The 23,574-nt window shown below is 67.5% G+C and carries 18 protein-coding genes; 9 read left to right on the top strand and 9 right to left on the bottom strand.

Annotation, left to right across the window (positions count from 1 at the left end; all coding sequences use genetic code 11):
• Positions 1 to 14: 14 nt before the first annotated feature.
• The 3 genes from QWG60_RS10065 to QWG60_RS10055 all read left to right on the top strand — a co-directional run bounded on the left by QWG60_RS10065 (position 15) and on the right by QWG60_RS10055 (position 3,749).
• Entirely contained in the window at positions 15 to 704 is a 690-nt protein-coding gene (locus tag QWG60_RS10065) for a DUF2268 domain-containing putative Zn-dependent protease (RefSeq protein ID WP_146910411.1), read from the top strand.
• A gap of 25 nt (positions 705 to 729) precedes the next feature.
• Positions 730 to 1,317 (top strand): histidine phosphatase family protein, encoded by a 588-nt coding sequence (locus tag QWG60_RS10060; RefSeq protein WP_186810099.1) that lies wholly within the window; start codon positions 730 to 732, stop codon positions 1,315 to 1,317.
• A gap of 221 nt (positions 1,318 to 1,538) precedes the next feature.
• Positions 1,539 to 3,749 (top strand): OsmC domain/YcaO domain-containing protein, encoded by a 2,211-nt coding sequence (locus QWG60_RS10055; protein WP_146910309.1) that lies wholly within the window; start codon positions 1,539 to 1,541, stop codon positions 3,747 to 3,749.
• A 115-nt stretch (positions 3,750 to 3,864) separates the two neighbouring features.
• Here QWG60_RS10055 and QWG60_RS10050 read toward each other — a convergent pair whose 3' ends face one another.
• Complete coding sequence (locus tag QWG60_RS10050; RefSeq protein WP_035595638.1) at positions 3,865 to 4,764, bottom strand: LysR family transcriptional regulator; 900 nt, start codon at positions 4,762 to 4,764, stop codon at positions 3,865 to 3,867.
• Positions 4,765 to 4,864: 100 nt separating this feature from the next.
• Here QWG60_RS10050 and QWG60_RS10045 point away from each other — a divergent pair, with 100 nt between their 5' ends.
• Positions 4,865 to 6,445 carry an NADH-quinone oxidoreductase subunit L gene (locus QWG60_RS10045; protein WP_146910311.1) on the top strand — a complete coding sequence of 527 codons (1,581 nt, stop codon included), beginning with the start codon at positions 4,865 to 4,867 and terminating at the stop codon, positions 6,443 to 6,445.
• Complete coding sequence (locus QWG60_RS10040; RefSeq protein WP_146910313.1) at positions 6,442 to 8,925, top strand: YbcC family protein; 2,484 nt, start codon at positions 6,442 to 6,444, stop codon at positions 8,923 to 8,925. Before QWG60_RS10045 ends, QWG60_RS10040 begins: the two co-directional genes overlap by 4 nt.
• 153 nt (positions 8,926 to 9,078) lie before the next feature.
• Here QWG60_RS10040 and QWG60_RS10035 read toward each other — a convergent pair whose 3' ends face one another.
• From QWG60_RS10035 to QWG60_RS10005, 7 genes are all read right to left on the bottom strand, one after another.
• Positions 9,079 to 9,231: a hypothetical protein gene (locus QWG60_RS10035; RefSeq protein ID WP_379825221.1), complete on the bottom strand. Its 153-nt coding sequence runs from the start codon at positions 9,229 to 9,231 to the stop codon at positions 9,079 to 9,081.
• A 43-nt stretch (positions 9,232 to 9,274) separates the two neighbouring features.
• Positions 9,275 to 10,174: a hydroxymethylglutaryl-CoA lyase gene (locus QWG60_RS10030; RefSeq protein WP_290130898.1), complete on the bottom strand. Its 900-nt coding sequence runs from the start codon at positions 10,172 to 10,174 to the stop codon at positions 9,275 to 9,277.
• Between the two features lie 3 nt (positions 10,175 to 10,177).
• A complete protein-coding gene (locus tag QWG60_RS10025; RefSeq protein WP_146910271.1) occupies positions 10,178 to 12,226 on the bottom strand; it encodes an acetyl/propionyl/methylcrotonyl-CoA carboxylase subunit alpha in 2,049 nt (682 codons plus the stop codon).
• Complete coding sequence (locus QWG60_RS10020; protein ID WP_146910273.1) at positions 12,223 to 13,047, bottom strand: enoyl-CoA hydratase-related protein; 825 nt, start codon at positions 13,045 to 13,047, stop codon at positions 12,223 to 12,225. The genes QWG60_RS10025 and QWG60_RS10020 overlap by 4 nt, the downstream gene beginning before the upstream one ends.
• Positions 13,048 to 13,179: 132 nt before the next feature.
• Complete coding sequence (locus QWG60_RS10015) at positions 13,180 to 14,787, bottom strand: carboxyl transferase domain-containing protein (protein ID WP_046077993.1); 1,608 nt, start codon at positions 14,785 to 14,787, stop codon at positions 13,180 to 13,182.
• 102 nt (positions 14,788 to 14,889) lie between these two features.
• Positions 14,890 to 16,059, bottom strand: a complete 1,170-nt coding sequence (locus QWG60_RS10010; protein ID WP_146910275.1) for an isovaleryl-CoA dehydrogenase — start codon at positions 16,057 to 16,059, stop codon at positions 14,890 to 14,892.
• Positions 16,060 to 16,347: 288 nt separating this feature from the next.
• Positions 16,348 to 18,309, bottom strand: coding sequence for a sigma-54-dependent Fis family transcriptional regulator (locus tag QWG60_RS10005; protein WP_082090807.1), 1,962 nt, complete (start codon positions 18,307 to 18,309; stop codon positions 16,348 to 16,350).
• 385 nt (positions 18,310 to 18,694) lie between these two features.
• Between QWG60_RS10005 and QWG60_RS10000 the strand changes: the two genes are divergently transcribed.
• The 4 genes from QWG60_RS10000 to QWG60_RS09985 all read left to right on the top strand — a co-directional run bounded on the left by QWG60_RS10000 (position 18,695) and on the right by QWG60_RS09985 (position 22,502).
• Entirely contained in the window at positions 18,695 to 20,491 is a 1,797-nt protein-coding gene (locus QWG60_RS10000) for an NAD(P)/FAD-dependent oxidoreductase (protein ID WP_146910277.1), read from the top strand.
• Between the two features lie 283 nt (positions 20,492 to 20,774).
• The gene (locus tag QWG60_RS09995) at positions 20,775 to 21,632 is read left to right on the top strand and encodes a class I SAM-dependent methyltransferase (RefSeq protein ID WP_222593882.1); all 858 of its coding nucleotides are present in this window, start codon (positions 20,775 to 20,777) and stop codon (positions 21,630 to 21,632) included.
• A 246-nt stretch (positions 21,633 to 21,878) separates the two neighbouring features.
• Positions 21,879 to 22,157, top strand: coding sequence for a hypothetical protein (locus QWG60_RS09990; protein WP_107181512.1), 279 nt, complete (start codon positions 21,879 to 21,881; stop codon positions 22,155 to 22,157).
• 66 nt (positions 22,158 to 22,223) lie between these two features.
• Positions 22,224 to 22,502, top strand: coding sequence for a hypothetical protein (locus tag QWG60_RS09985; RefSeq protein ID WP_107181511.1), 279 nt, complete (start codon positions 22,224 to 22,226; stop codon positions 22,500 to 22,502).
• 98 nt (positions 22,503 to 22,600) lie between these two features.
• On the opposite strand, the gene QWG60_RS09980 is transcribed toward QWG60_RS09985, so the two are convergent.
• Positions 22,601 to 23,572 (bottom strand): XdhC family protein, encoded by a 972-nt coding sequence (locus tag QWG60_RS09980; RefSeq protein WP_107181510.1) that lies wholly within the window; start codon positions 23,570 to 23,572, stop codon positions 22,601 to 22,603.
• Between the last annotated feature and the right edge of the window lie 2 nt (positions 23,573 to 23,574).

Raw genomic sequence — 23,574 nt, 5'->3', positions numbered from 1 at the left:
GACAGGAGTCATGGATGATCGTTCCTCTATTCCTTGATACAAATGATTGTCGGCATTTCTCAAATGATGCTCGCCGCGCCATCGGTGAGGTATGTGCCGATGCTGAGCCAGAGATACGATCTCTTCTTGGAGACTTACCTGAGAATATTGATTTGGCATGTCAAACGGGTCCTTTCGTCATCCCGGAAACGGGTGAGATGGGCACGGCAATCGCGCCGAACCGCGTGGGATGGACGGTTGATTATAGGCTGCCGGGAGGTGTAGCTACCATCGCTCGCACCCAATTACGTTTCACTTTGTTCCACGAACTCCACCACTTGGTAAGAGGCTGGGTCATGTATTGTGGGGCAGCACCCAACTCCTTTATGGATGGGGTCGTGAGTGAGGGCCTAGCGACTGTGTTTGAGCGTGATTTTGGCGGCCGGGAAACACCTTGGGGAGAATATCCTGAAGACGTCGAGAATTGGGTGACTGAGCTGCTAAAACTTCCAGTTTCTGCTCCTTATAACCAGTGGATGTTTCAGCACCCCGATGGGAGGCGTTGGATTGGATATCGAGCGGGAACGTACATTGCGGATCAGGCTATCCTTGCTTCCGGTTATTCAGCCGCTGACTTGGTTCTCATCTCTACCGACGAGATATTGAAGATGTCTGGAATTGGCCTAGTGAAGCCCAACAATGCCATGCACGCGACGAGCACGTGATGGCTGGCGTTAGAGCATGAGACATATGGACATATTCCTGTTGAGACATGCTGAAACAGAATCAAACCGGGCTGGCTCACTTGCTTCGGGGAGTGAGGATGCTTTGACAGAGTACGGGCATCGGCAAGCCCAAGCGATCGTCGACGACCTGATGGAATTGGAAATAGAAACGATTCTTTGCTCTCCTTACTCTAGGGCTCTGGATACGGTTGGGCCTTTCGCGCAAGCCGCGTCGCTCCCCGTCGTGGTCCATCCCTGTTTAGCTGAAGGCCAGTTGATACTTGACAACTCAGCCGCTCTCGAAGAGCCCGTTTACACGCCGCACGCATCCGGTTATCTTCATCCAGCAATAAACGAACAAGCCGGTGCGTTTCTCAGACGGGTCATGCAGGCGCAAGAGGTAATCTTCTCTCAATCTGCATCCAAAATCCTGGTCGTGACTCACGGGCACATGATCCGCGAGCTGTTAAACGGTCTTTTGGCTTTGCCAGCGAAAACACGATTCCCCCACGACAACTGCGGGCTAAGCCTGGTTTCTGTAGGGGAGGTAAACACAGTGGGCTTCCTTAATCGTGCCATGTGCTCTAACCAAGCCGTGCACCGGAGGCCATAAGCGTCGCTGGCGCGCCACTTCTGGCCCCGGTGACGGCAACGTTACAAATTTCCTCATTACCATGACGCCTCGCCCCGCCATGCCCTCTGGCCCAGCAGGCATCCCGTGGCCCCGCTCGCGGCGAATTTTTGATCACCCGCCCAAGACGAAGCCCGCCAAAAGCTGGATAATGGCCGGCTACGCGCTACGGTCGCCCCATACACGAATCCGGTGCTTTGTCAATGGAAATCAAGGTCAACTATCTCGACAACCTCCGGCTGGAGGCCAAGTTCGACGATTTCACCGTCATCTCCGACCAGCCGATCCGCTACAAGGGCGACGGCTCGGCCCCCGGTCCCTTCGACTACTTCCTGGCGTCGTCGGCCATGTGCGCGGCCTATTTCGTCAAGGTCTACTGCAATGCGCGTGATATTCCCACCGAGAATATCCGCCTGTCGCAGAACAACATCGTCGACCCGGAGAACCGCTACAAGCAGATCTTCAAGATCCAGGTCGAGCTGCCGGAGGACCTCTCCGAGAAGGACCGCCAGGGCATCCTGCGCTCCATCGAGCGCTGCACGGTCAAGAAGGTGGTGCAGACCGGCCCCGAGTTCCAGATCGAGACGGTCGACAACCTCGACGAGGACGCCCAGGCCCTGCTGATGGCCAAGCCGGAAGAGGGCGAGAGCACCTGGATCGAGGGCAAGGACCTGCCGCTGGAGCAGACCATCGCCAACATGACGGCGATCTTCGAGCGCCTCGGCATGAAGGTCGAGATCGCCTCCTGGCGCAACATCGTGCCCCACGTGTGGTCGCTGCACATCCGCGATGCCCACTCCAACATGTGCTTCACCAACGGCAAGGGTTCCACCAAGGAGAGCGCACTGGCCTCGGCGCTGGGCGAGTTCATCGAGCGCCTGAGCTGCAACTTCTTCTACAACGACCAGTTCTTCGGCCAGGACCTCGCCCATCACGACTTCGTCCACTATCCGGACGAGAAGTGGTTCCAGCCGGGGCCGCACGACTCGCTGCCGGACGGCATCCTCGACGATCACTGCCGGGCGATCTACGACCCGGAGGGCGAGCTGGCCGGCTCCAACCTGATCGACACCAACTCCGGCAACGCCGAGCGCGGCATCGTCTCGCTGCCCTACGTGCGCCAGTCGGACGGCGAGACGGTCTACTTCCCGTCGAACCTGGTCGAGAACCTGTTCCTCAGCAACGGCATGAGCGCCGGCAACACCCTGCCGGAGGCTCAGGTGCAGTGCCTGTCGGAGATCTTCGAGCGGGCGGTGAAGCGCCAGATCATCGAGGAGGAGATCACGCTGCCCGACGTGCCGCTGGAGGTGATGCAGAAGTACCCGCACATCCTCGAGGGCGTCGAGGCGCTGGAGGCCCAGGGCTTCCCGGTGCTGGTCAAGGACGCCTCCCTCGGCGGCCAGTTCCCGGTGATGTGTGTGACCCTGATGAACCCGAAGACCGGCGGCGTGTTCGCCTCCTTCGGCGCGCATCCGAGCTTCGAGGTGGCGCTGGAGCGCAGCCTGACCGAGCTGATGCAGGGCCGCAGCTTCGAGGGCCTGAACGACTTCATGCCGCCCACCTTCAACTCGCTGGCGGTCTCCGAGCCCAACAACTTCGTCGAGCACTTCATCGACTCCTCGGGCGTGGTGTCCTGGCGCTTCTTCAGCTCCAAGGCCGACGTCGCGTTCGTCGAGTGGGACTTCTCCGGCAGCGGCTCCAACAGTACGGAAGAGGAGGCCGCGGGCCTGTTCGGCATCCTCGAGGAGCTCGAGCTGGAGGCCTACCAGGCCGTGCACGAGGACCTGGGCGCGCCGGTGTGCCGGATCCTGGTGCCGGGCTACTCCGAGGTCTATCCGGTCGAGGACCTGATCTGGGACAACACCAACAAGGCGCTGCTGTTCCGCGAGGACATCCTGCACCTGCACGACCTCGACGACGAGCGTTTGGCCGAGCTGCTGGAGCGCTTGGAAGAGACCCAGATCGACGACCACGAGACCATCACCACCCTGATCGGCATCGAGTTCGACGAGAACACCGTCTGGGGCCAGCTGACCATCCTCGAGCTCAAGCTGATGGCCAACCTGGCGCTGGGCCAGTTCGAGGACGCGCTGGACCGGGTGCAGATGTTCCTGCAGTTCAACGACAACACCGTCGAGCGCGGGCTGTTCTACCAGGCCGTGAACGCGGTGCTGGAGATCGCCCTGGACGACGAGCTGGAGCTCGACGACTTCCTCTACAACTTCAAGCGCATGTTCGGCGAAGCGACCATGCAGACCGTGGTGGGCGCGGTGAACGGCACGGTCCGCTTCCCGGGCCTGGAGCCGGTCGGCATGCAGCTCGAGGGCCTGGAGCGTCACCAGCGCCTGATCGAGAGCTACAAGAAGCTGCACGCGCATCGCGCCGCCCTGGCCGCCGAGAAGGCCAGCGCCTGAGTCGTCGGCCACGTCAGCATGCCGTAGAGCGTGTTGAAGTGGCGCATGGTTACAGCAAAGCCCCGAGCTGGGAGACCGGCTCGGGGCTTTTCGTTGGGGCTACAGGGCGACCGACCTATGCCATGTCCTTCAAAGGCCGTGCCAGCAGCTCCGAGACGATGCCCGGCATGAACTCCCGGGGCAGGGTGATGGCATAGAAGTTCTCGTAGACGTTGGGCAGTTGCTCCAGGCGGGTCAGTCGCCCCTGCTGTAGCTCGTCCTTGACCACCACCTCGGGCATCACGCTCAGCGCGCCGCTGTCCCGTGCCAGCAGGCGCAACATGGCCATGTCGTCGGCCTCGGCGAGGATTTTCGGCCGATATTGGTACAGGCTGCAGTGGCCATCGAAGGCACGACGAATCTCGTGATGCTCGCCGGGGAGCACCCAGCGCATGTCGTCGAAGCCTTCGGGGAAGGGCCGGCCGGGCGTCGAGTCGGGCGGGCCGATGATTGACAGCGGCTGCCGGGCCAGCAGCTGGCTCTGCCAGGAGGCGTCCGGGGAATCGGATGGCGGCATCTGGGTATTGGTGAGCACCACGTCGAGCTCGTGGCGGGCCAGGCCATCGAGCAGGTTGGCCATGTCGCGGGCGTGCAGGCTGAAGTGGACGCGCTGGCCGCTCTGGTTGAGCAGGGGAGCGATGAAGCCCTCGATGAAGTTGCGCGACATGGTGGAGAGCGTGCCGATGCGCAGGCGCTGATACTCCGGCTCGATACCGCGGCTGATCAGCGACTCCAGCTCCTCGCCCTTGGTGAAGATCACCTCGGCATAGTTGAACACCCGTCGCCCTGCCTCGGTCAGCACCAGGGCGCGGTGGCGTCGCTCGAAGAGCGGCTTGCCCATCCTGTCTTCCAGCTTGCGGATCTGTGCCGAGAGGGCGCTCTGCGACAGGTGCAGCGTTTCCGCCACCCGCGTGAGCTTGCCTTCGCGGGCCACGCGCCAGAAGTAGTAGAGGTGATGGTAGTTGAGTCGGCTCATTGGGTTCTTTTTTATAGAACGATAGATCAATAAATATCTATTTTAATTAAAAAGTGGCTCGCCGGATACTGCTCGCTCCATGGATCACCGGAGGCCTTCCATGCACGGAAATGCGCTGTTCTTCACCTTCCTGCTCACCCTGGTGCCGGCCATCCTGGCGCTGGGGGCAGTGACGAGCGCCCGCGGGCCCCGCGGGCGTGCCTGGCGCATCGGCCGGATCACGACCACGAGCGGCCTGCTGCTGTCGGCATCGTTGCTGGTGCTGGGGCTGGCATCGGGGCTTCCGGCGGTGGCCGGCTGGTGGCATAGCGGCATGTTGCAGCTGGTCATGCTGCTGCTGGCCAACTTCATCGCCTTCGTGGTGGTGCGCTACAGCACCACCTACCTGCAGGGCGAGCCGCGCCAGAGGCGCTTCGTTGCGCTCGTTCAGGCGGTGTTTGCCGCGGTGAGCGTGGCGGTGCTCAGTGACCATCTCCTCGCGTTCCTGTTCGCCTGGCTGGGCATCAGCCTGGCGATGCATCAGCTGCTGATGTTCTATCCCGACCGCCCCCGCGCGGCGCTGGCGGCGCACAAGAAGTTCCTCTTCGCCCGCGCCGCCGAGCTCTGTGCCATGACGGCCTTCCTGTTGCTCTACCTGCACCATGACACCGGGCGGATCAGCGTCATTGTGAGCGACTATGCCTCGGCCGACGGCGCCCTGACCCTGGGCGAACAGGCGGCCGCCTGCCTGCTCGCGCTGGCGGCGCTGATCAAGTGCGCCCAGCTGCCGCTGCACGGCTGGCTGATTCAGGTGGTCGAGGCGCCCACGCCGGTGTCGGCCACGCTGCACGGCGGCGTGATCAACCTCGGCGGTTACCTGCTGCTGCTGTTCTCGCCGCTGCTGCTGCGGTCGGCCCCGGCCCAGGCGCTGGTCCTGACGGTGGCCGGCCTCGGCAGCGTGCTGGCGGCGCTGGTCATGATGACCCGCGTCAGCATCAAGGTGCGCCTGGCCTGGTCCACCAGTGCCCAGATGGGCCTGATGCTGGTCGAGATCGCCCTGGGGCTGACGGAGCTGGCGATGCTGCACCTGCTGGCGCACTCCTGCTACAAGGCCTACGCCTTCCTGAGTTCGGGCGAGGCGGTCGAACAGGATCTGCTGCGCCGCCAGGCCCCCGGGCGCAGCCCCACGCCAAGCCAGTGGCTGGTGGCCGGCCTGATCAGCGTGTCGCTGGTGGCGGCGGTGGTGGCGCTGGCCCGCAGTCTGACCGAGGCGGCGGCCTTCGACGCCAACAGCCCCTGGGTGCTGCTCGCCCTCGCCCTGACCGTGCTGCTGGCCGAGCGCAACAGCGAGCGTACCGCGGGCTCCGTCGTCGGTTTTGTCGGCCTGGCCGCGCTGGTGGTGCTCGCCTACGTCGGGCTCAAGACGCTGTTCGCCGCCTTCCTGCCCGAGACCGGCCACCGCGTCTCGCTCTGGGGCGACCTGTGGGTGAGTGCGCTGTTCGTGCTGCTCTTCGCGGGCTACTGGCTGAAGCGCCATGGGCTTCACTACCCGGCGTCGCAGACGCTCAACCGCTACTGCTATGCCGGTTTCTACCTGGACGAGTGGGTCACCCGGAACACCCTCAGGCTCTGGCCCCACGACCTGCCCGGCCGGATCAGGGCCAAGCAGCTGCACACAGCCTTTCGCGGGAGTGCCCAATGACGAGTCTCGAACATCCCCGGATCGCGCGCCCGGCCGACGCCAACGACGTCGCGCCGCTGACCGACGAACAGGACGCGGCGCTGGATCGCGCCTGCGCACGCATCGCCCCGAGCTGGCCGCTGGATCGGCTGATCGCGGTGAGCCCCTACTGGACCCAGCGCGGTGAGGACGCCGCGACCGTGTCGGCGCGGCTCTCGGCGCTGGGCAACGTCCACTGCCTGATGCCGCCGAGCCATTACCTGGGTGCCTGGCAACGTGGCGAGATCACGTCGGAACACCTGGAGGAAGCGGCCGAGCGGCTCGACTACCGTGGCGGCTACCGCAACCTGCTGGACGTCGTCGAGGAACTCGGCCGGCTGCCCCACTGGCACAACATCAGCGACCTGATCGATGCCCGTCGCGACCGCCAGCACAAGATGGCCTGGCGTGACGAGATCACCCAGCAGATCAGCCAGTTCTGTGCCGCCTACTTCCAGGAGGATGGGCCGCTCAACGCCGAGCGTCTGCAGGCGCCCCGCGGCAAGCGGCTCTATCAGCACTGGCGGGAGATGACTCTGAAGGATCGCGGCATCGCCATCCTGATGGGCGAGCCGACGCTGCGGCGCTACTTCAAGACCCTGCCGGACACCGAGGACGGACTCTTTCAGGCCGCCGTCGCCGAACTGGAGGTGGACGCCGAACGTCTCGAGAGCTACGCCCAGGCGCTGCTGCTCGACATCAACGGCTGGGCCGCCTGGGTCGCCTACCAGGACTGGCAGCAGGCGCTGGCCACGCCGGAGGAAGAGAGGGCGGGGCCCGCCTCGGACATGCGCAGCCTGCTGGCGATGCGCCTGGCGTGGGAGCTGGCGCTGTGGCGTTACATCCGGGCGGAGCATCCCGATCAGGGCGACCGCCTGACCCGTCTTTGGCACGCGGAAATGGTGGAGATGCCGCAGCGGGTCGAGCGCCATCGGCGCGCCCAGCGGCCCCTGTGGGTGTGGCAGCTCGCCGGCGAGCTGGCCTACCAGCAGCCGCTCCACCGTGCCCTGGGCGGGGCGGTGCGTGCCTCGGCCCCGTCGCCGAGCGAGCCTCGTCTGCAGGCGGTGTTCTGCATCGACGTGCGCTCCGAGCCGCTGCGCCGCGCGCTGGAAAGCCAGAGCCCGGCCATCCAGACCCTGGGCTTCGCCGGCTTCTTCGGCCTGCCCCTGGAACACCAGCAGGATGGCACCGCGCTGGCCCAGCCCCATCTGCCGGGTCTGCTGGCGCCCCGGGTGACTCTCAGGAGCGGTTCCTGCGAGGGCGAGGCTCGTTCGGCGAAGCGGCTGAACTGGAAGGCGCGCCTGCAGGAATGGAGCCGCACGGCGAGTGCCAGCTTCACCGCGGTGGAAGCGGGCGGCCTGCTCTATGCCGGCAAGCTGCTGCGCCGCTCGCTCGAGGCCAAGGCCAAGCGCGAGCCGCTGGCCATGGACGCGCTCGGCTGGCACTGGCGCGACAGCGGCGAGGCGTTGACCCTGGCCGACAAGGCGGCGCTCGCGCGGACCGTGCTGGGGGCCATGGGGCTCACCGAGCACCTCGCTCCTCGGGTGCTGCTGGTGGGGCACGGCAGCCACAGCAGCAACAACCCGCATGCCGCGGGGCTCGAGTGCGGGGCCTGCGGCGGGCAGTCGGGGGAGGTCTCGGTGAGAGCCCTGGCAAGGCTGCTCAACGATCCCGCGCTGCGCGAGACGCTGGCCGAGGGCGGCCTCGTGATCCCGGAGACGACCCGCTTCGTGCCGGCGCTGCATCACACCATCACCGATCGCATCGAGTTGCCGGAAGGGGAGACGGATGCCTTCGCGCTGAGCGAGGAGGAGCGTGCCTGGCTCGAACGGGCCGGCGCCCAGGCCCGGCGCGAGCGTGCTCCGAGGCTCGGCCTGTCGGCCGACGCACCGGAGCTCGAGGAGACCCTCGATCGCCGCGGCGCCGACTGGTCGCAGACGCGCCCGGAGTGGGGCCTGGCCAACAACGCCAGCTTCATCGCCGCGCCGCGGCGGCTCACCGCGCCGCTCGACCTCGGCGGGCGCAGCTTCCTGCACGACTACGACTGGCGCTCGGATAGCGACTTCTCGCGGCTGGAGCTGATCATGACCGCGCCCATGGTGGTCGCCCACTGGATCAACATGCAGTACAACGCCTCCGTCACCGACAATCGCAAGTTCGGCAGCGGCAACAAGGTACTGCACAACGTGGTCGGCGGGCACATCGGCGTCTTCGAGGGCAACGGCGGCGACCTGCGCATCGGCCTGCCACTGCAGTCGCTGCACGACGGCGAGCGCTGGCGCCACGAGCCTTTGCGTCTGAGCGCCTACCTCGCGGCGCCTCCGAAGGCCATCGCCTCGATCGTCGAGCGTCACGCGATGCTCGGGTCGCTGGTGGATAACGGCTGGCTCCACCTGTTCTCGCTGGATGACCGGAGCGGCGAGATCCTGGCATACCGGAAGGGGGAGTGGCGCGAGTCCTAGCGGGCTCGCGCGCCGAAGCGCTACCCGCGTTCGTCGGCGTCCCGGTGCCGGACCGTGGTGAGGCCTGCGCCAGAATAAAGCCCCGAGCCGGTCAGCCGGTTCGGGGCTTCTGCGTTCTGGCGCGGGCTGACGGGGAGCTTCTTGGGAGAGAGCCTACTGCGAGGCCAGCGCCACGCCCGCCTTCGAGCGATTGGGCCGGCCGATGGCGCGGGTGATCCAGCTGCCGGCGGCGGCGAGCTTCTCCAGGTCGACGCCGTGCGCGATGCCGAGGCCGTCGAGCAGATAGACCACGTCTTCGCTGGCCACGTTGCCCGAGGCGCCTTGGTGGCTATGGAAAGAGGGCAGCCGCCTAGCGGCTGCTCAATGCCACGCCGGCCTTCGAGCGATTGGGCCGGCCGATGGCGCGGGTGACCCAGCTGCCGGCGGCGGCGAGCTTCTCCAGGTCGACGCCGTGCGCGATGCCGAGGCCGTCGAGCAGATAGACCACGTCCTCGCTGGCCACGTTGCCCGAGGCGCCTTTGGCATACGGGCAGCCGCCGAGCCCGGCCACCGAGCTGTCGATCACCGCGATGCCTTCCTCGAGCACGGCATAGAGGTTGGCCAGCGCCTGGCCGTAGGTGTCATGGAAGTGGGCGCCGAGCCGCTCCATCGGCACGTCTCTGGCCACGGCTTCCAGCATGCGTTTGGCCTTGAGCGGGGTGCCGGTGCCGATGGTGTCGCCCAGCGAGACCTCGTAGCAGCCCATCTCATGCAGCGCCCTGGCGACCTCGGCCACCCTGGCGGGGGCGATCTCGCCCTCGTAGGGGCAGCCGAGCACGCAGGAGACGTAGCCGCGTATGCGGACGTTGGCTTCGCGGGCGCGCTCCAGCACCGGGGCGAAGCGCTCGAGCGATTCCGCCACCGAGCAGTTGATGTTCTTCCGCGAGAAGGCCTCGGAGGCGGCGCCGAATACCGCGACCTCGTCGACGCCGCATTCCAGCGCGGCCTCCAGGCCCTTGAGATTGGGCGTGAGGGCGGAGTAGGTCACGCCCTCGTGGCGGCGCAGGCCGTGCATCACCTCGCGGTGGTCGGCCATCTGCGGCACCCACTTGGGGGAGACGAAGCTCGCCGCCTCGATGTGAGTGAGGCCCGCCGCGCCCAGGCGGTCGATCAGGGCCAGCTTGGTGCCGGTGTCGATCGCCTCGGGCTCGTTCTGCAGCCCGTCGCGGGGGCCGACCTCGACCAGGCGAACGTGAGTGGGAAATGTCATGGGTTACTCCTCCGGGGCGAATTCCAGCAGCACGTCGCCCTGCCCGACGGTATCGCCGGCGGCGAAGTGGAAGCGTTCCACGTGGCCGTCGGCGGGGGCGGCGAGGGTGTGTTCCATCTTCATGGCTTCCATCACCATCAGCGGCATGCCTTTCTCGACTCTCGTGCCGGCTTCCGTCAGCAGCGCTACCACGGTGCCGTGCATGGGTGCGGTGAGGGTGGACTCGGTTTCGCGCTGGCCGTGGTCGATGGCGTCGATGCGCCGCCAGTACAGCCGGGTCTCGCGCATCGGATCGACCATCACCACGACATTATCGTCTCGGCGCGCCTGGAGCCGGCGGCGGTGGCCGTCGATGGTCACTGCCACGGCGTCGCCTTCCAGCGGCTCGAGGGTGGCGGAGAACGTCTGGTCCTTGAGCGACAGCTGCCAGGGCGCGGATTCGCGCTCGCGCCGGCCCTCGACCACCGTCACGCTCTCGGCGTCGTCCTCGTCCGCCGCATGCTCGGGCGCGCACAGGGCGATGCGGATGGTGTGCGCCGCGTTCAGGCGGAAGCCGTCGTGGCGGTCCCAGGGCGAGTCGCTCTCGCACTCCCGGGCCAGCTGATGCAGGCCGATCAGCGCCGCGGCGGCGTACACTTCCGGCGCGGTTTCGCGCTCGGCGAACAGCGTGGCCTCGTGGCGCTCGATGAAGCGGGTGTCGAGCTCGGCGGCGCGGAAGGCCGGATGGCCGGCCAGCCGCTGCAGGAAGGCACGGTTGGTGACCACGCCGCGCACGTCCAGCGCCGCCAGGGCGCGGTTGAGGGTGGCCAGCGCCTGGGCGCGGTCGTCGCCGTGAACGATCAGCTTGGCGAGCATCGGGTCGTAGTGCATCGACACGGCATCGCCGCTCTCCACGCCGCTGTCCAGTCTGACCTTGTCGGCCTCGAGGCCGGCGCCGGCGAGGTCCAGGGCGAAGCGGCTCAGGGTGCCGGTGGCGGGCAGGAAGTCCTGCTCGGGGTCCTCGGCATAGAGGCGCGCCTCGAAGCTGTGGCCGGTGATGGTCAGCTCGTCCTGGGCCAGCGGCAGCCGTTCGCCCATGGCCACGCGCAGCTGCCACTCGACCAGGTCCTGGCCGGTGATCATCTCGGTGACCGGGTGCTCCACCTGCAGGCGGGTGTTCATCTCCATGAAGTAGAAGGACTGGTCGGCATCCAGCAGGAATTCGACGGTGCCGGCGCCCACGTAGCCGATCTCGCGGGCGGCGCGCACGGCGGCTTCGCCCATCTCGCGGCGCAGCGCTTCGGTCATGCCCGGGGCGGGCGCCTCCTCGAGCACCTTCTGGTGGCGGCGCTGCACGCTGCAGTCGCGCTCGAACAGGTAGACCCCGTCGCCGTGGCGGTCGCAGAACACCTGGACCTCCACGTGGCGGGGCTGCACCAGGTACTTCTCGATCAGCATGCGGTCGTCGCCGAAGGCGGCCTTCGACTCGCGGCGGCAGCCGTCCAGCGCGGCCTGGAACTCGCCGTCGTTCTCGACCACGCGCATGCCCTTGCCGCCGCCGCCGGCGCTGGCCTTGAGCAGCACCGGATAGCCGATGCGCCCGGCCTCCTCAAACAGCAGGGCGTCGTCCTGGCCCTCGCCGTGGTAGCCGGGCACCAGCGGCACGCCGGCGTCCTGCATGCGTGCCTTGGCGGCGGACTTGTCGCCCATGGCGGCGATGGCCGGGGCAGGCGGGCCGACGAAGACGATGCCGGCGGCCTCCAGGGCCTCGACGAAGGCGCCGTTCTCGGAGAGGAAGCCGTAGCCGGGGTGGATGGCGCCGGCGCCGGTGCGCCGCGCGGCCTCGATCACCGCCTCCACGTTCAGGTAGCTCTCGCGGGCGGCGGCCGGGCCCAGGCGCACGGCCTCGTCGGCCTCGCGCACGTGGCGGGCGTTGGCGTCGGCGTCGGAGTAGACCGCCACCGTGCGCAGCCCCATGCGCCGCGCGGTGCGCATCACGCGGCAGGCGATCTCGCCGCGGTTGGCGACCAGCAGGGTGTCGAAGCGCGGGGCGGAATGGGTCGTCGGGCTCATGAATGGCGCTCCGTGTCGGAATCCGGGGCCCAGGCGGGGCGGCGTTTTTCGAAGAAGCTCGAGAGCCCTTCCTGGCCCTCGTGGCTCACCCGCAGCTCGCTGATGATGCGGCAGGTGTGGTCGCGGGTGGCGTTACTGTCGGGGTCGCGGGCGACCTCGGCCAGCAGCGCCTTGGTGGCGCGGCTGGCCTGGGGCGAGGTGGCCAGCAGGGTGTCGATCATGGCATCGACGGCGGCGTCCAGGGCGTCGGGCTCGACCACGCAGTGGGCCAGGTCGAGCTTCTGGGCGGTGGTCGCGTCGATGACCTCGGCGGTCAGGGCGTAGCGGCGCAGCTGCCGCTCGCCGAGCGCACGTTGCACGTAGGGGCTGATCACCGCCGGCGACAGGCCGATCCGGACCTCGGAGAGGCAGAAGCGGGCCTTCTCGGAGGCGACGACGATGTCGCAGCAGGCGGCCAGGCCGACGGCGCCGCCGAAGGCCGCGCCCTGCACGCGGCACACGGTCGGGCAGGGCAGGGTGTCGAGGCCGTGCATCAGCGCCGAGAGCTCGCGGGCGTCGACCAGGTTGTCCTCGAAGTCGTAGTCGGCCATGCGCTTCATCCAGTGCAGATCGGCGCCGGCGGAGAAGTTCTTGCCTTTCGAGGCCAGCACCAGCAGGCGCACCTCGCCGCGGTGGGCGAGCTCGCCGGCGCGGCGCAGGTGGTCGTTGAGCTCGCCGATCAGGTGATCGTCGAAGGCGTTGTGGACCTCGGGGCGGTCGAGCGTCAGCCGGGCCACGCCGCGGTCGTCGATCTCGAGTCTTGAATATGTCTGTGTCGTCATATCGGTACCCTGCTTGCTTCGGGCTTCGGGCTTCGGGCTTCGGGCTTCGGGCTTCGGGCTTCGGGCTTCGGGCTTCGGGCTTCGGGACAGCTCGTGGCCCGCCGCCCGTGGCTCGTCGCCGGCGCGAAGCGCCTACATCCTGAACACGCCGAACCGGGTCTCCTCGACCTCGGCGTTCATGGCGGCGGCCAGCGACAGACCCAGCACGTCGCGGGTCTGGGCCGGATCGATGACGCCGTCGTCCCACAGCCGGGCGCTGGCGTAGGTGGGATGGCCCTGGTGCTCGTACTGGTCGCGGATCGGCTGCTTGAAGGCGGCCTCGTCGTCGGCGCTCCACTCGCTGCCGTCGCGCTCGAACTGCTCTCGTTTGACCTGGGCCAGCACGCCGGCGGCCTGCTCGCCGCCCATCACCGAGATGCGCGCGTTGGGCCACATGAACAGCAGGTTGGGCTCATAGGCGCGGCCGCACATGCCGTAGTTGCCGGCGCCGAAGCTGCCGCCGATCAGCACGGTGAACTTGGGCACCCTGGCGCAGGCCACGGCGGTGACCAGCTTGGCGCCGTGCTTGGCGATGCCCTCGTGCTCGTACTTCGAGCCGACCATGAAACCGGTGATGTTCTGCAGGAAGATCAGCGGGATCTTGCGCTGGGCGCAGAGCTCGATGAAGTGCGCGCCCTTGAGCGCGCTCTCCGAGAACAGCACGCCGTTGTTGGCGACGATGCCCACCGGGTGGCCGTGCAGGTGCGCGAAGCCGGTGACCAGGGTGTCTCCGTAGTCGCGCTTGAACTCGTCGAAGGCCGAGTCGTCGACCAGCCGCGCGATCACCTCGCGAGCGTCGAAGGGCTTCTTCAGGTCGGTGCCGACGATGCCGTAGAGCTCCTCGGGGTTGAGGCGCGGCGGCTTCGAGGCCTGCATGGCCAATTGACCGCGCTTCTGCCAGTTGAGCCGGGCCACGCAGCGCCGGGCCAGCTGCAGGGCGTGGGCGTCGTTCTCGGCATAGTGGTCCGCCACGCCGCTGATGCGGGCGTGCACGTCGGCGCCGCCCAGGTCCTCGGCGCTGATCGACTCGCCGGTGGCGGCCTTCACCAGCGGCGGGCCGCCGAGGAAGATGGTGCCCTGATCGCGGACGATGATCGATTCGTCGGCCATGGCCGGCACATAGGCGCCGCCGGCGGTGCAGGAGCCCATCACCACGGCGATCTGCGGGATGCCCTCGGCGGAGAGCGTGGCCTGGTTGTAGAAGATGCGGCCGAAGTGGTCGCGGTCGGGGAACACCTCGTCCTGACGCGGCAGGAAGGCGCCGCCGGAGTCCACCAGGTAGAGACACGGCAGGCGGTGCTTGCGGGCGACCTCCTGGGCGCGCAGGTGCTTCTTCACCGACAGCGGGAAGTAGGTGCCGCCCTTGACGGTGGCGTCGTTGGCGACGATCACGCACTCCACGCCCGAGACGCGGCCGATGCCGGTGACCACGCCAGCGGCGGGGACCGGGTCGTCGTAGACCTCGTGAGCGGCCAGCGCCGAGAGCTCGAGGAACGGCGAGCCCTCGTCGAGCAGGTGGTCGATGCGATCGCGCACGAACAGCTTGCCGCGCGACTCGTGGCGCTTGCGCGCCTTCTCGCCGCCGCCCTGGGCGATGGCGGCGGTCAGCTCGCGCAGCTTGCCGACCTCGGCGCGCATCGCCGCGTCGTTGGCCTGGAAGCCCTCGCTGCGCGGATTGATCTGGGTCGTAAGAACGCTCATTTATCCCTCCGGGATAAAAGCGGGAAGCTCGAAGCCGGAAGCTGGAAGAAACCCCGAGAGAGAAGTGGCAGTCCTTCAAGCTTCAAGCTTCCCGCTTCTGGCTTATTTTGACTCGTTGAAGACTTCGCGGCCGATCAACATGCGGCGAATCTCGCTGGTGCCGGCACCGATCTCGTAGAGCTTGGCGTCGCGCAGCAGCCGCCCGGTGGGGTACTCGTTGATGTAGCCGTTGCCGCCGAGCAGCTGGATGGCGTCCAGCGCCACCTGGGTGGCCTTCTCGGCGCAGTAGAGGATCACGCCGGCGGCGTCCTTGCGTGAGGTATGGCCGCGGTCGCAGGCGCCGGCCACGGCGTAGAGATAGGCGCGGCAGGCGTTCAGGGTGGTGAGCATGTCGGCCACCTTGCCCTGCACCAGCTGGAACTCGCCGATGGCCTGGTCGAACTGCTTGCGCTCGTGGATATAGGGCACCACCACGTCCATGGCGGCCTGCATGATGCCGATGGGGCCGGCGGCCAGCACGGTGCGCTCGAAGTCGAGCCCGCTCATCAGCACCCGCGCGCCCTTGTTGACCTCGCCGAGCACGTTCTCGGCCGGCACCTCGCAGCCCTGGAACACCAGCTCGCAGGTGTTGGAGCCGCGCATGCCGAGCTTGTCGAGCTTCTGGGCGGTGGAGAAGCCGGGCATGTCCTTCTCGATGATGAAGGCGGTGATGCCCTTGGAGCCGGCGTCGGGATCGGTCTTGGCGTAGACCACCAGCACGTCGGCGTCGGGGCCGTTGGTGATCCACATCTTGTTGCCGTCGAGGATGAAGCGGTCGCCTTCCTGGCGGGCGCGCAGCTTCATGGAGACCACGTCGGAGCCGGCGCCCGGCTCGGACATGGCCAGCGCCCCCACGTGCTCGCCGCTGATCAGCTTCGGCAGGTACTTCGCCTTCTGCTCGGCATTGCCGTTGAGCTTGAGCTGGTTCACGCACAGGTTGGAGTGGGCCCCAAAGGAGAGTCCCACCGAGGCGCTGGCGCGGGAAATCTCCTCCATGGCGATGCAGTGGGCGAGATAGCCCATGCCGGCGCCGCCGTCCTCCTCGGGCACGGTGATGCCGAGCAGGCCCATGTCGCCGAACTTCCGCCACAGGTCGGCGGGAAATGCGTTGTTCGCGTCGATCTCGGCGGCGCGCTGGGCGATCTCGTCGCGGGCGAAGGCGTTGACGTGATCGCGCAGCATGTTGAGCTCGTCGTCGAGGCCGAAGTCGAGGGGCGTGTAGGGGGCGTGCATGGCGGCGATCTCCGTTCGTTGTTGGTCGGTCCGGGAGCGTTTGAGTGCTCGGCTGTTGTGGTCCAGCCTAGGGTTGGTTGACGTTAACGTAAAGTGCAGGCTTTGAGGCCTAGACCAAGGTCGTGATCGTGCAGGATTGCGATAGTGAAGAGCCGTGATCGTGAAGAGCCGTGTCTTGAGCATAGAAGCCGGACGGCATCAGGAAGAGATCAGCGTGAGAGTGAAGAGTGAGAGGGGCGCGCAAGCAGGAGGCGGCAGAAGCAGGGCGGCCGCCGTCGCCCTGGTGCCTTACGAGACGGGCTGGTGATTCGGCGCCACCAGGCCGTGGCGACGCATGCGGCGGTAGACGGTGGGGCGTGAGACGCCGAGCTGGCGGGCGACCTGGCTGATGTTCCAGGCCGAGCGCCTGAGCAGCTCGAGCAGCGCCTGGCCGTCTGCCGAGGGTGGGGCGCCGGCCGACGTTGAAGGAGAGGCCGAACCGGGTGCCGAGCCAAGCGACGCCGGTGCCGTGAGGGTGGTGGGCCCGGCGGCGCCGTGGCAGGTCTCGGGCAGGTCGTGAAGGGTGATCTCGTCGCCTTCCGCGGTGGCCATGGCGAAGGCCAGCGCGTTTCTGAGCTGGCGGATATTGCCCGGCCAGTCGTGGGCCAGCAGCGCGCTCATGGCGTCGGCGCGCAGGTGATGCGACTGGCCGCGTTCGGCCTGGAGCTCGTCGTGGACGCGGCGGATCACGTAGTGCCGGTCGGCGCGTTCGCGCAGCGCGGGCAGGTGCAGCTCGGCGCCGTTGAGGCGGTAGTAGAGGTCCTCGCGGAAGTCGCCGGCTCGGATCAGCTCGGTCACGTCGCGGTGGGTGGCGGTGACCACGCGGATGTCGACCTTCACCGGCGTCTCGGCGCCCAGCGGCATCACCTCGCGCTCGGCCAGCACTCGCAGCAGGCGGGTCTGCAGCGTCAGCGGCATGTCGCCGATCTCGTCGAGGAACAGGGTGCCGCCGTCGGCCTGCTGGATCAGCCCGCGCATGCCCTTGGGCCGCCCGCCGGTGAAGGCGCCGGGCAGATAGCCGAACAGCTCGCTCTCGATCAGCGCTTCGGGAATGGCCGCGCAGTTCACCGCCACGAAGGGGGCCTGGGCCCGTGGGCCGCTGTCGTGCAGGGCGCGGGCCAGCACCTCCTTGCCGGTGCCCGTCTCGCCGTGAATCAGCACGCTCACGGTCTCGTTCCGCAGCCGCCGGGCCAGCTTGAGCAGGCGGTGCATCGCCGGGTCATCGCCGGCGAGTCGATCCAGCGCCGGCACCGAGGCATCGCGCGGGGCCGCCGTGGTGGTGGCCTTCCGCGGGCGGCCGCGCGGCTCGAGCAGGGTAACGAAGCAGGTCGCGTCGTTGGCCCGGGCGCGAAACGCGCGGATCTGGTCCTCGCCCGCGGCCGGAATGCCCAAGAGGTCGCCGAGCTCGGCGTCGAACAGCTGGGTGGCGCCGGGCAGGCAGGCCGCCGACCAGGGCGGCCAGCGGCGCAGGTGGGCGTCGATCAGGGCGCGGCCTTCGTGATTGGCGGCGATCAGGCTGCCGTCCTCCTCGATGGCGATCAGCCCGCGGCCGTTGAGATGCACGAATTCCCGGGCACTGTCGAAGCGCAGGATCAGGCTGTCCCGGTAGCGGTGCAGGAAGTAGGCGTCCTCGATCATCCGCGCGTGCAGGTTGACCAGCGACAGGGCGAAGGTCTGGCTCTCGTGGGAGCGCGGCGACTGCAGCGCGGAGATGTCCAGCACCGCCATCACCCGCCCCTGGGGATCGGTGATCGGCGCCGCCGTGCAGGTCAGGTCGATGTGGGTGGCGTCGAAGTGCTCGCCCTGGTGGCAGGTGATGGCCTGGCCGTCATGCAGGCAGGTGCCCACCGCGCAGGTGCCGGCGTGGCGTTCGTTCCAGTCGGCGCCCAGGTAGAGCCCGGCGCGGCGCAGGGCCCGGTCCTGCTCGGACTGGCCGCGAAAGGCCACGGTGATGCCGCGCTGGTCGGTGAGCAACAGCGCGTAGCCGAGCCGGGCGACCTGGCCGTAGAGGCGATCGACCCCGGCGCGGGCCACGTGCAGCAGTTCGTCGACCGATTCCTGGTGATCGCGCAGCGCCTGCTGGGTGAGCACGCGCACCGGCCGCGGGTGGCAGGGATCGAGCCGATACTCGCCCAGGCAGCGCTGCCAGGAGCGGCGGATGACGTCGCGGTGTTCGGCAGGGCAGGCGTCGCGGCCTTCGCCCAGCCGCATCAGGGTCCGGATGTGCTGGCGTTTCTCGGGTTGCAGAGCCAAGGCTGCCTCCGCTCGGGCCGCCTGATGGCGGCTCTTGTGATGTTGTTGTGATGTGTCGATGCGCTCCGTTCAGCCTATGCCGCTGCGCGCGGGCGTCAATCGGCACGGACTTCGCCCTTGGTCGGGGGTGACAGGTGTAACGCGGGCTGTCACGGCGTACGGGGTACAGCTGTGACATTGCGCCGTGCACTGGCCTATCGATCCGGCGCGTGATGGTTGAGGTTTTATCTTCTTTATCAGTGGTTTGTTGTCGATGCCCGACGATCTGGCACGAATGCTGCCAGTGACTGGGGGCGTGACCCGATAACGATCACACATCACCAATAACAAGCGGAGATACGCCATGACCGCACGCACGCCCACTCAGATCGCCCGGCAATGGCTCGATGACTTCGATGCCGCCCTGACGCAACGCGATATCGCGCGGGTTCTCTCGCTGTTCAGCGAGGAATGCTACTGGCGCGACCTGATCGCCTTCACCTGGAACCTCAAGACGCTGGAAGGCCCGGACGAGATCCAGTCGATGCTCGACGCGACGCTGGATCGCGTCGCGCCCTCGAACTGGCAGCTGGACGGCGAGGCCAGCGAGGCCGCTGGCGTCGTCGAGGCCTGGTTCACCTTCGAGACCGCCGAGGCGCGGGGCAAGGGCCTGCTGCGCCTGAAGGACGGCCGCTGCTGGACGCTGCTGACCGCCATGCGCGAACTCAAGGACTTTCCCGAGCCCAGCGGCCTCAAGCGTCCCAAGGGTGCCGAACACGGTGCCAACAAGCAGCGCGAGACCTGGCTGGAGGCCCGCCAGCGCGAGGAGGCCGAGCTCGGCTACCAGCGTCAGCCCTACTGCGTGATCATCGGCGGCGGCCAGGGCGGCATCGGCCTGGCGGCGCGCCTGCGGCAGATGAACGTGCCGACCATCGTGATCGAGAAGAATCCGCGGGCGGGGGATTCCTGGCGCAACCGCTACAAGTCGCTGTGCCTGCACGACCCGGTGTGGTACGACCACATGCCCTATATTCCCTTCCCGGACAACTGGCCGGTGTTCGCGCCCAAGGACAAGGTCGGCGACTGGCTGGAGATGTACACCAAGGTGATGGAGCTCAACTACTGGAGTTCCACCGAGTGCGAGAGCGCGCGCTTCGACGAGGCCAGCGGCGAGTGGGTGGTCGAGGTCAATCGCGACGGCGAGCGGGTGACCCTGCGGCCGAAGCAGCTGGTGCTGGCCACCGGCATGTCCGGCATGCCCAACGTGCCGCAGTTCCCCGGTGCCGAGACCTTCGAGGGCGAGCAGCAGCATTCCAGCCAGCACCCGGGGCCGGATGCCTATCGCGGCAAGAAGGTCGTGGTGGTGGGCTCCAACAACTCCGCCCATGACATCTGTGCGGCGCTGTGGGAGCACGACGCCGACGTGACCATGCTGCAGCGCTCCTCCACCCACGTGGTGAAGTCCGACTCGCTGATGGAGGAGGCGCTGGGGCCGCTCTACTCCGAGCAGGCGCTGCAGAACGGCATCGATCATCACAAGGCCGACCTGATCTTCGCCTCGATCCCCTACAAGGTGCTGCCGGACTTCCAGCGCGCTGCCTTCGACGCCATCCGCGAGCGCGACGCCGACTTCTATCGCCGGCTCGAGGCGGCCGGCTTCCTGCTCGACTTCGGCGCCGACGACTCCGGCCTGTTCCTGAAGTATCTGCGTCGCGGCTCCGGCTACTACATCGACGTGGGCGCCTGTGATCTGGTGGCCAACGGCGACATCAAGCTGCGCAGCGGTGTGAGCATCGAGCGCATCAACCCGCACTCGGTGACCCTGACCGACGGCTCGGAGCTGCCCGCGGACCTGATCGTCTACGCCACCGGCTACGGCTCGATGAACGGCTGGGCGGCGCGGATCATCTCCCAGGACGTCGCCGACAAGGTCGGCAAGTGCTGGGGCATGGGCTCCGACACGCCCAAGGATCCGGGCCCCTGGGAGGGCGAACTGCGCAACATGTGGAAGCCGACCCAGCAGCAGGCGCTGTGGTTCCACGGCGGCAACCTGCACCAGTCCCGCCACTACTCCCAGTACCTGGCACTGCAGCTCAAGGCCCGGCTGGAGGGCATCCCCACGCCCGTCTATGGCCTGCAGGAAGTTCACCACCTGAGCTGAACGTCGGCGCACGGTCTCCGCGTCCTCCCGATTCCGGGAGGGCGCTTGCGTGTGTCACCGGGCGTTCGCCTCGGGGCCGACCGCCGAGCCTGCTCATATAACGCGCACCTGCTAGAACTAAGAGAACGAGCCCCGCGATGCCGACAGGGGCGATAGGGACGGTCTCCTGCCGACATGCGGTTCCTGTTCTTCGGACGTGCCACCCGGCACGCCAAGGGAGACCGTCATGAGCACGCCTTCCGCTTTTCCCTCCTCATCCTCCCCATCCCCGCCGTCGGCCGGAATGTCCTCGCCCAGCGACTACGTCGCCTTCTGGAACGATACGCTGGCCGACAAGTTCAACCGCTACCAGCACATCCTGATGAATGGCCTCAGCTACCACAGCCGGGTGGCCCTCGAGGAGCTGGAGCTGTCCCCCGGCTCGCGCGTTCTCGACGTGGGTTGCGGCTGGGGCGATACCGCCATTCAGCTTGCGCGAATGACCGGCCCCGAGGGCGAGGTGCTGGGCATCGACTGCGTCGACGCCTTTCTCGAGGACGCACGGCGTCGCGCCGAGGAAGCCGGTGTTCGCAACGTGCGCTTCGAGGCCGCCGACGTCGAGCACTACGCCTTCGCCGCGCACTTCGACCTGTGCTTCTCGCGCTTCGGCATGATGTTCTTCGAGCATCCGGTCCCCGCCATGCGCAACGTCTTCCAGGCCCTGAAGCCCGGCGGGGAGCTGGTGTTCATCGTCTGGCGCGATATCGCCGACAATCCCTGGTTGGGGCTGCCGAAGGAGGTGGTGCTCGACTTCCTGCCGCCTCCCGGTGACAACGCGCGCAGCTGTGGCCCCGGGCCCTTCTCGATGGCCGATCCCGACACGGTCCGCCAGCAGCTCGAGATCGCCGGCTTTACCGACATCGGTTTCGGCCGCAACGACGGCCCGGTCGAGGTGGGCGACTCGGTGGAGGAGGCGGTGCGTTTCCAGCTGGCGCTGGGTCCGGCGGGAGAGGTGTTCCGCGAGGCCGGCGAGGAGGCCGAGCGGCAGCGTCCCGACATCGAGGCGGCGCTGCGCAAGGCGCTGACGCCCTTCGAGCAGGGCGGCAGGATCGTGATGGGGTCGAGTTCCTGGACGATCGTCGCCCGCAAGTCCCACGGCTGAACCTTCCGATGGCGCGGTGGCGCGTCGCCGTTCACCACCCAGAGAGGCACGGGTAACCGCCCGTGCCTCTCTGCGTTCACGTGACCCGCTGGGCCGGCACCTGCCACTCGTTATTTTATTCTATTAAATCGAAAATATATTTCGATTTAAGCCGCTTTTGTTCGTAAATATTGAACTGTAAGCTTTCTAACAAGTCATCGGGACACGCCATCTTTCACCTCATCCCGCGCCCGAAGGAGGCCCATCATGAACACCAAACTGACCCTTTCCGCCCTGCTGATCGCCGCACTGCCGCTGGCCGCCCAGGCTCACGACAACGCCTCCGAGCGTGCCCTGCAACTCAACCAGCAGCCGCTCTCGGCGCCGAGTCATCAGGCCTCGAACGTGCAGGTCGATGTCGACCAGGCCAATGGCGACAGCAGGGCCATGAAGGAGGCTCGCGCCAGCCTGCCGAGCCACAGCGACGAGACTCACATCGATGTTTCCGGCGATCCGCTGACCCTGGCCAAGCAGGCGACTGGCTAACACGACGCCAGGCGACCGAGTTCGCTCCGTTATCCAACATTCATTGCCTTTCGAAGGAGATGCTTCATGAACACCAAACTGACCCTTTCCGCTCTGCTGATCGCTGCCCTGCCGCTGGCCGCCCAGGCTCACGACAACGCCTCCGAGCGTGCCCTGCAACTCAACCAGCAGCCGCTCTCGGCGCCGAGTCATCAGGCCTCGAATGTGCAGGTCGATGTCGACCAGGCCGATGGCGACAGCTGGGCCATGAAGGAGGCTCGCGCCAGCCTGCTGAGCCACAGCGCCGAGACTCACATCGATGTTTCCGGCGACGCTCTGTCGCTGGCCCGGGAAGCCACCAGCTGATAGGTGCTCGCCGCCACGCTGGCTTCTTGCCGGAACGAACAAGGCCCCGCCAAGCGGGGCCTCGTTCGTTGATGAGCGCTCGTTGGACTTAATGTCCGTCACTTCCCGCGCATTACCCGCACGATGTCGCTCACCGTCGCCAGGGCGATCTCGGCCGGCGTCTTGCTGCCGAGATCCAGGCCGATCGGCATGTGAATGCGTTCGAGGGCCGCCTCGTCGATGCCGCCGCTGCGCCTGAGACGCTCGGCACGCTTCTCCGAGGTGCGCCGGGAGCCCATGACGCCGATGTAGAAGGCGTCACCGCGCACGGCCTCGAGCATGGTCAGGTCGTCCAGACGCGGGTCGTGGGTGACGGCGACCACCGCCGTCATGCGGTGCGCCCCCTCGCGGCGCAGGAACTCGCTCGGCAGCTCGCGGTGGCCTTGGGTATCGCCGAGCTCGATGCCTTCCCAGGCCTCGGGGCGCGGATCGCACACCACCACCTCGAAGCCCAGCGCCAGGCCGAACTGTACGCAGAACTGGCTGACCGGCGAGAGGCCGGCGACCAGCAGCCGCGCGGCGGGGCCGACGTGGATGCTTACCGCTTCTGCCTCGCGCGTCACGCCCGGCCCCATGGCCGCCGCCAGCTGCCAGTGGCTCTCGCCGCCGTCGAGGGCCACGCGGCGCTCCAGCAGCTGGCCGCCCTGCAGCGCCTCGCCGTAGGCCTCGAGCTCGTCGGCCACCGCCACCGACGCGGCGCCGGCCGGCCAGTGCTCGATCAGCACCTCGAGCCGCCCCTCGCAGGGCAGGCTCACCCGGCTGCCGTGCAGCGCGTCGGGGCCGTTGCCGTAGGCGATGACCTGGGCCGGCGCGCGGAAGTCGCCCGCCGCGAGCCGTTCCAGGAAATCCTCCTCCACGCAGCCGCCGGACAGCGAGCCCACATGGCGGCCGTCGGCCCGGGCGACCAGCAGGGCGCCCGGTTCGCGCGGCGCTGAGCCGAAGGTCGAGAGCACCGTGCACCACCACAGGTCATGACCCTCGGCGTGCCAGCGCCGCGCGGCCTCGACCACGTCCACATCCAGTGCGCGCATGG

The organism is Halomonas halophila, assembly GCF_030406665.1.
Classification (GTDB): Bacteria; Pseudomonadota; Gammaproteobacteria; order Pseudomonadales; family Halomonadaceae; genus Halomonas; species Halomonas halophila.
This window is presented reverse-complemented; position numbering and strand designations above follow the sequence as displayed.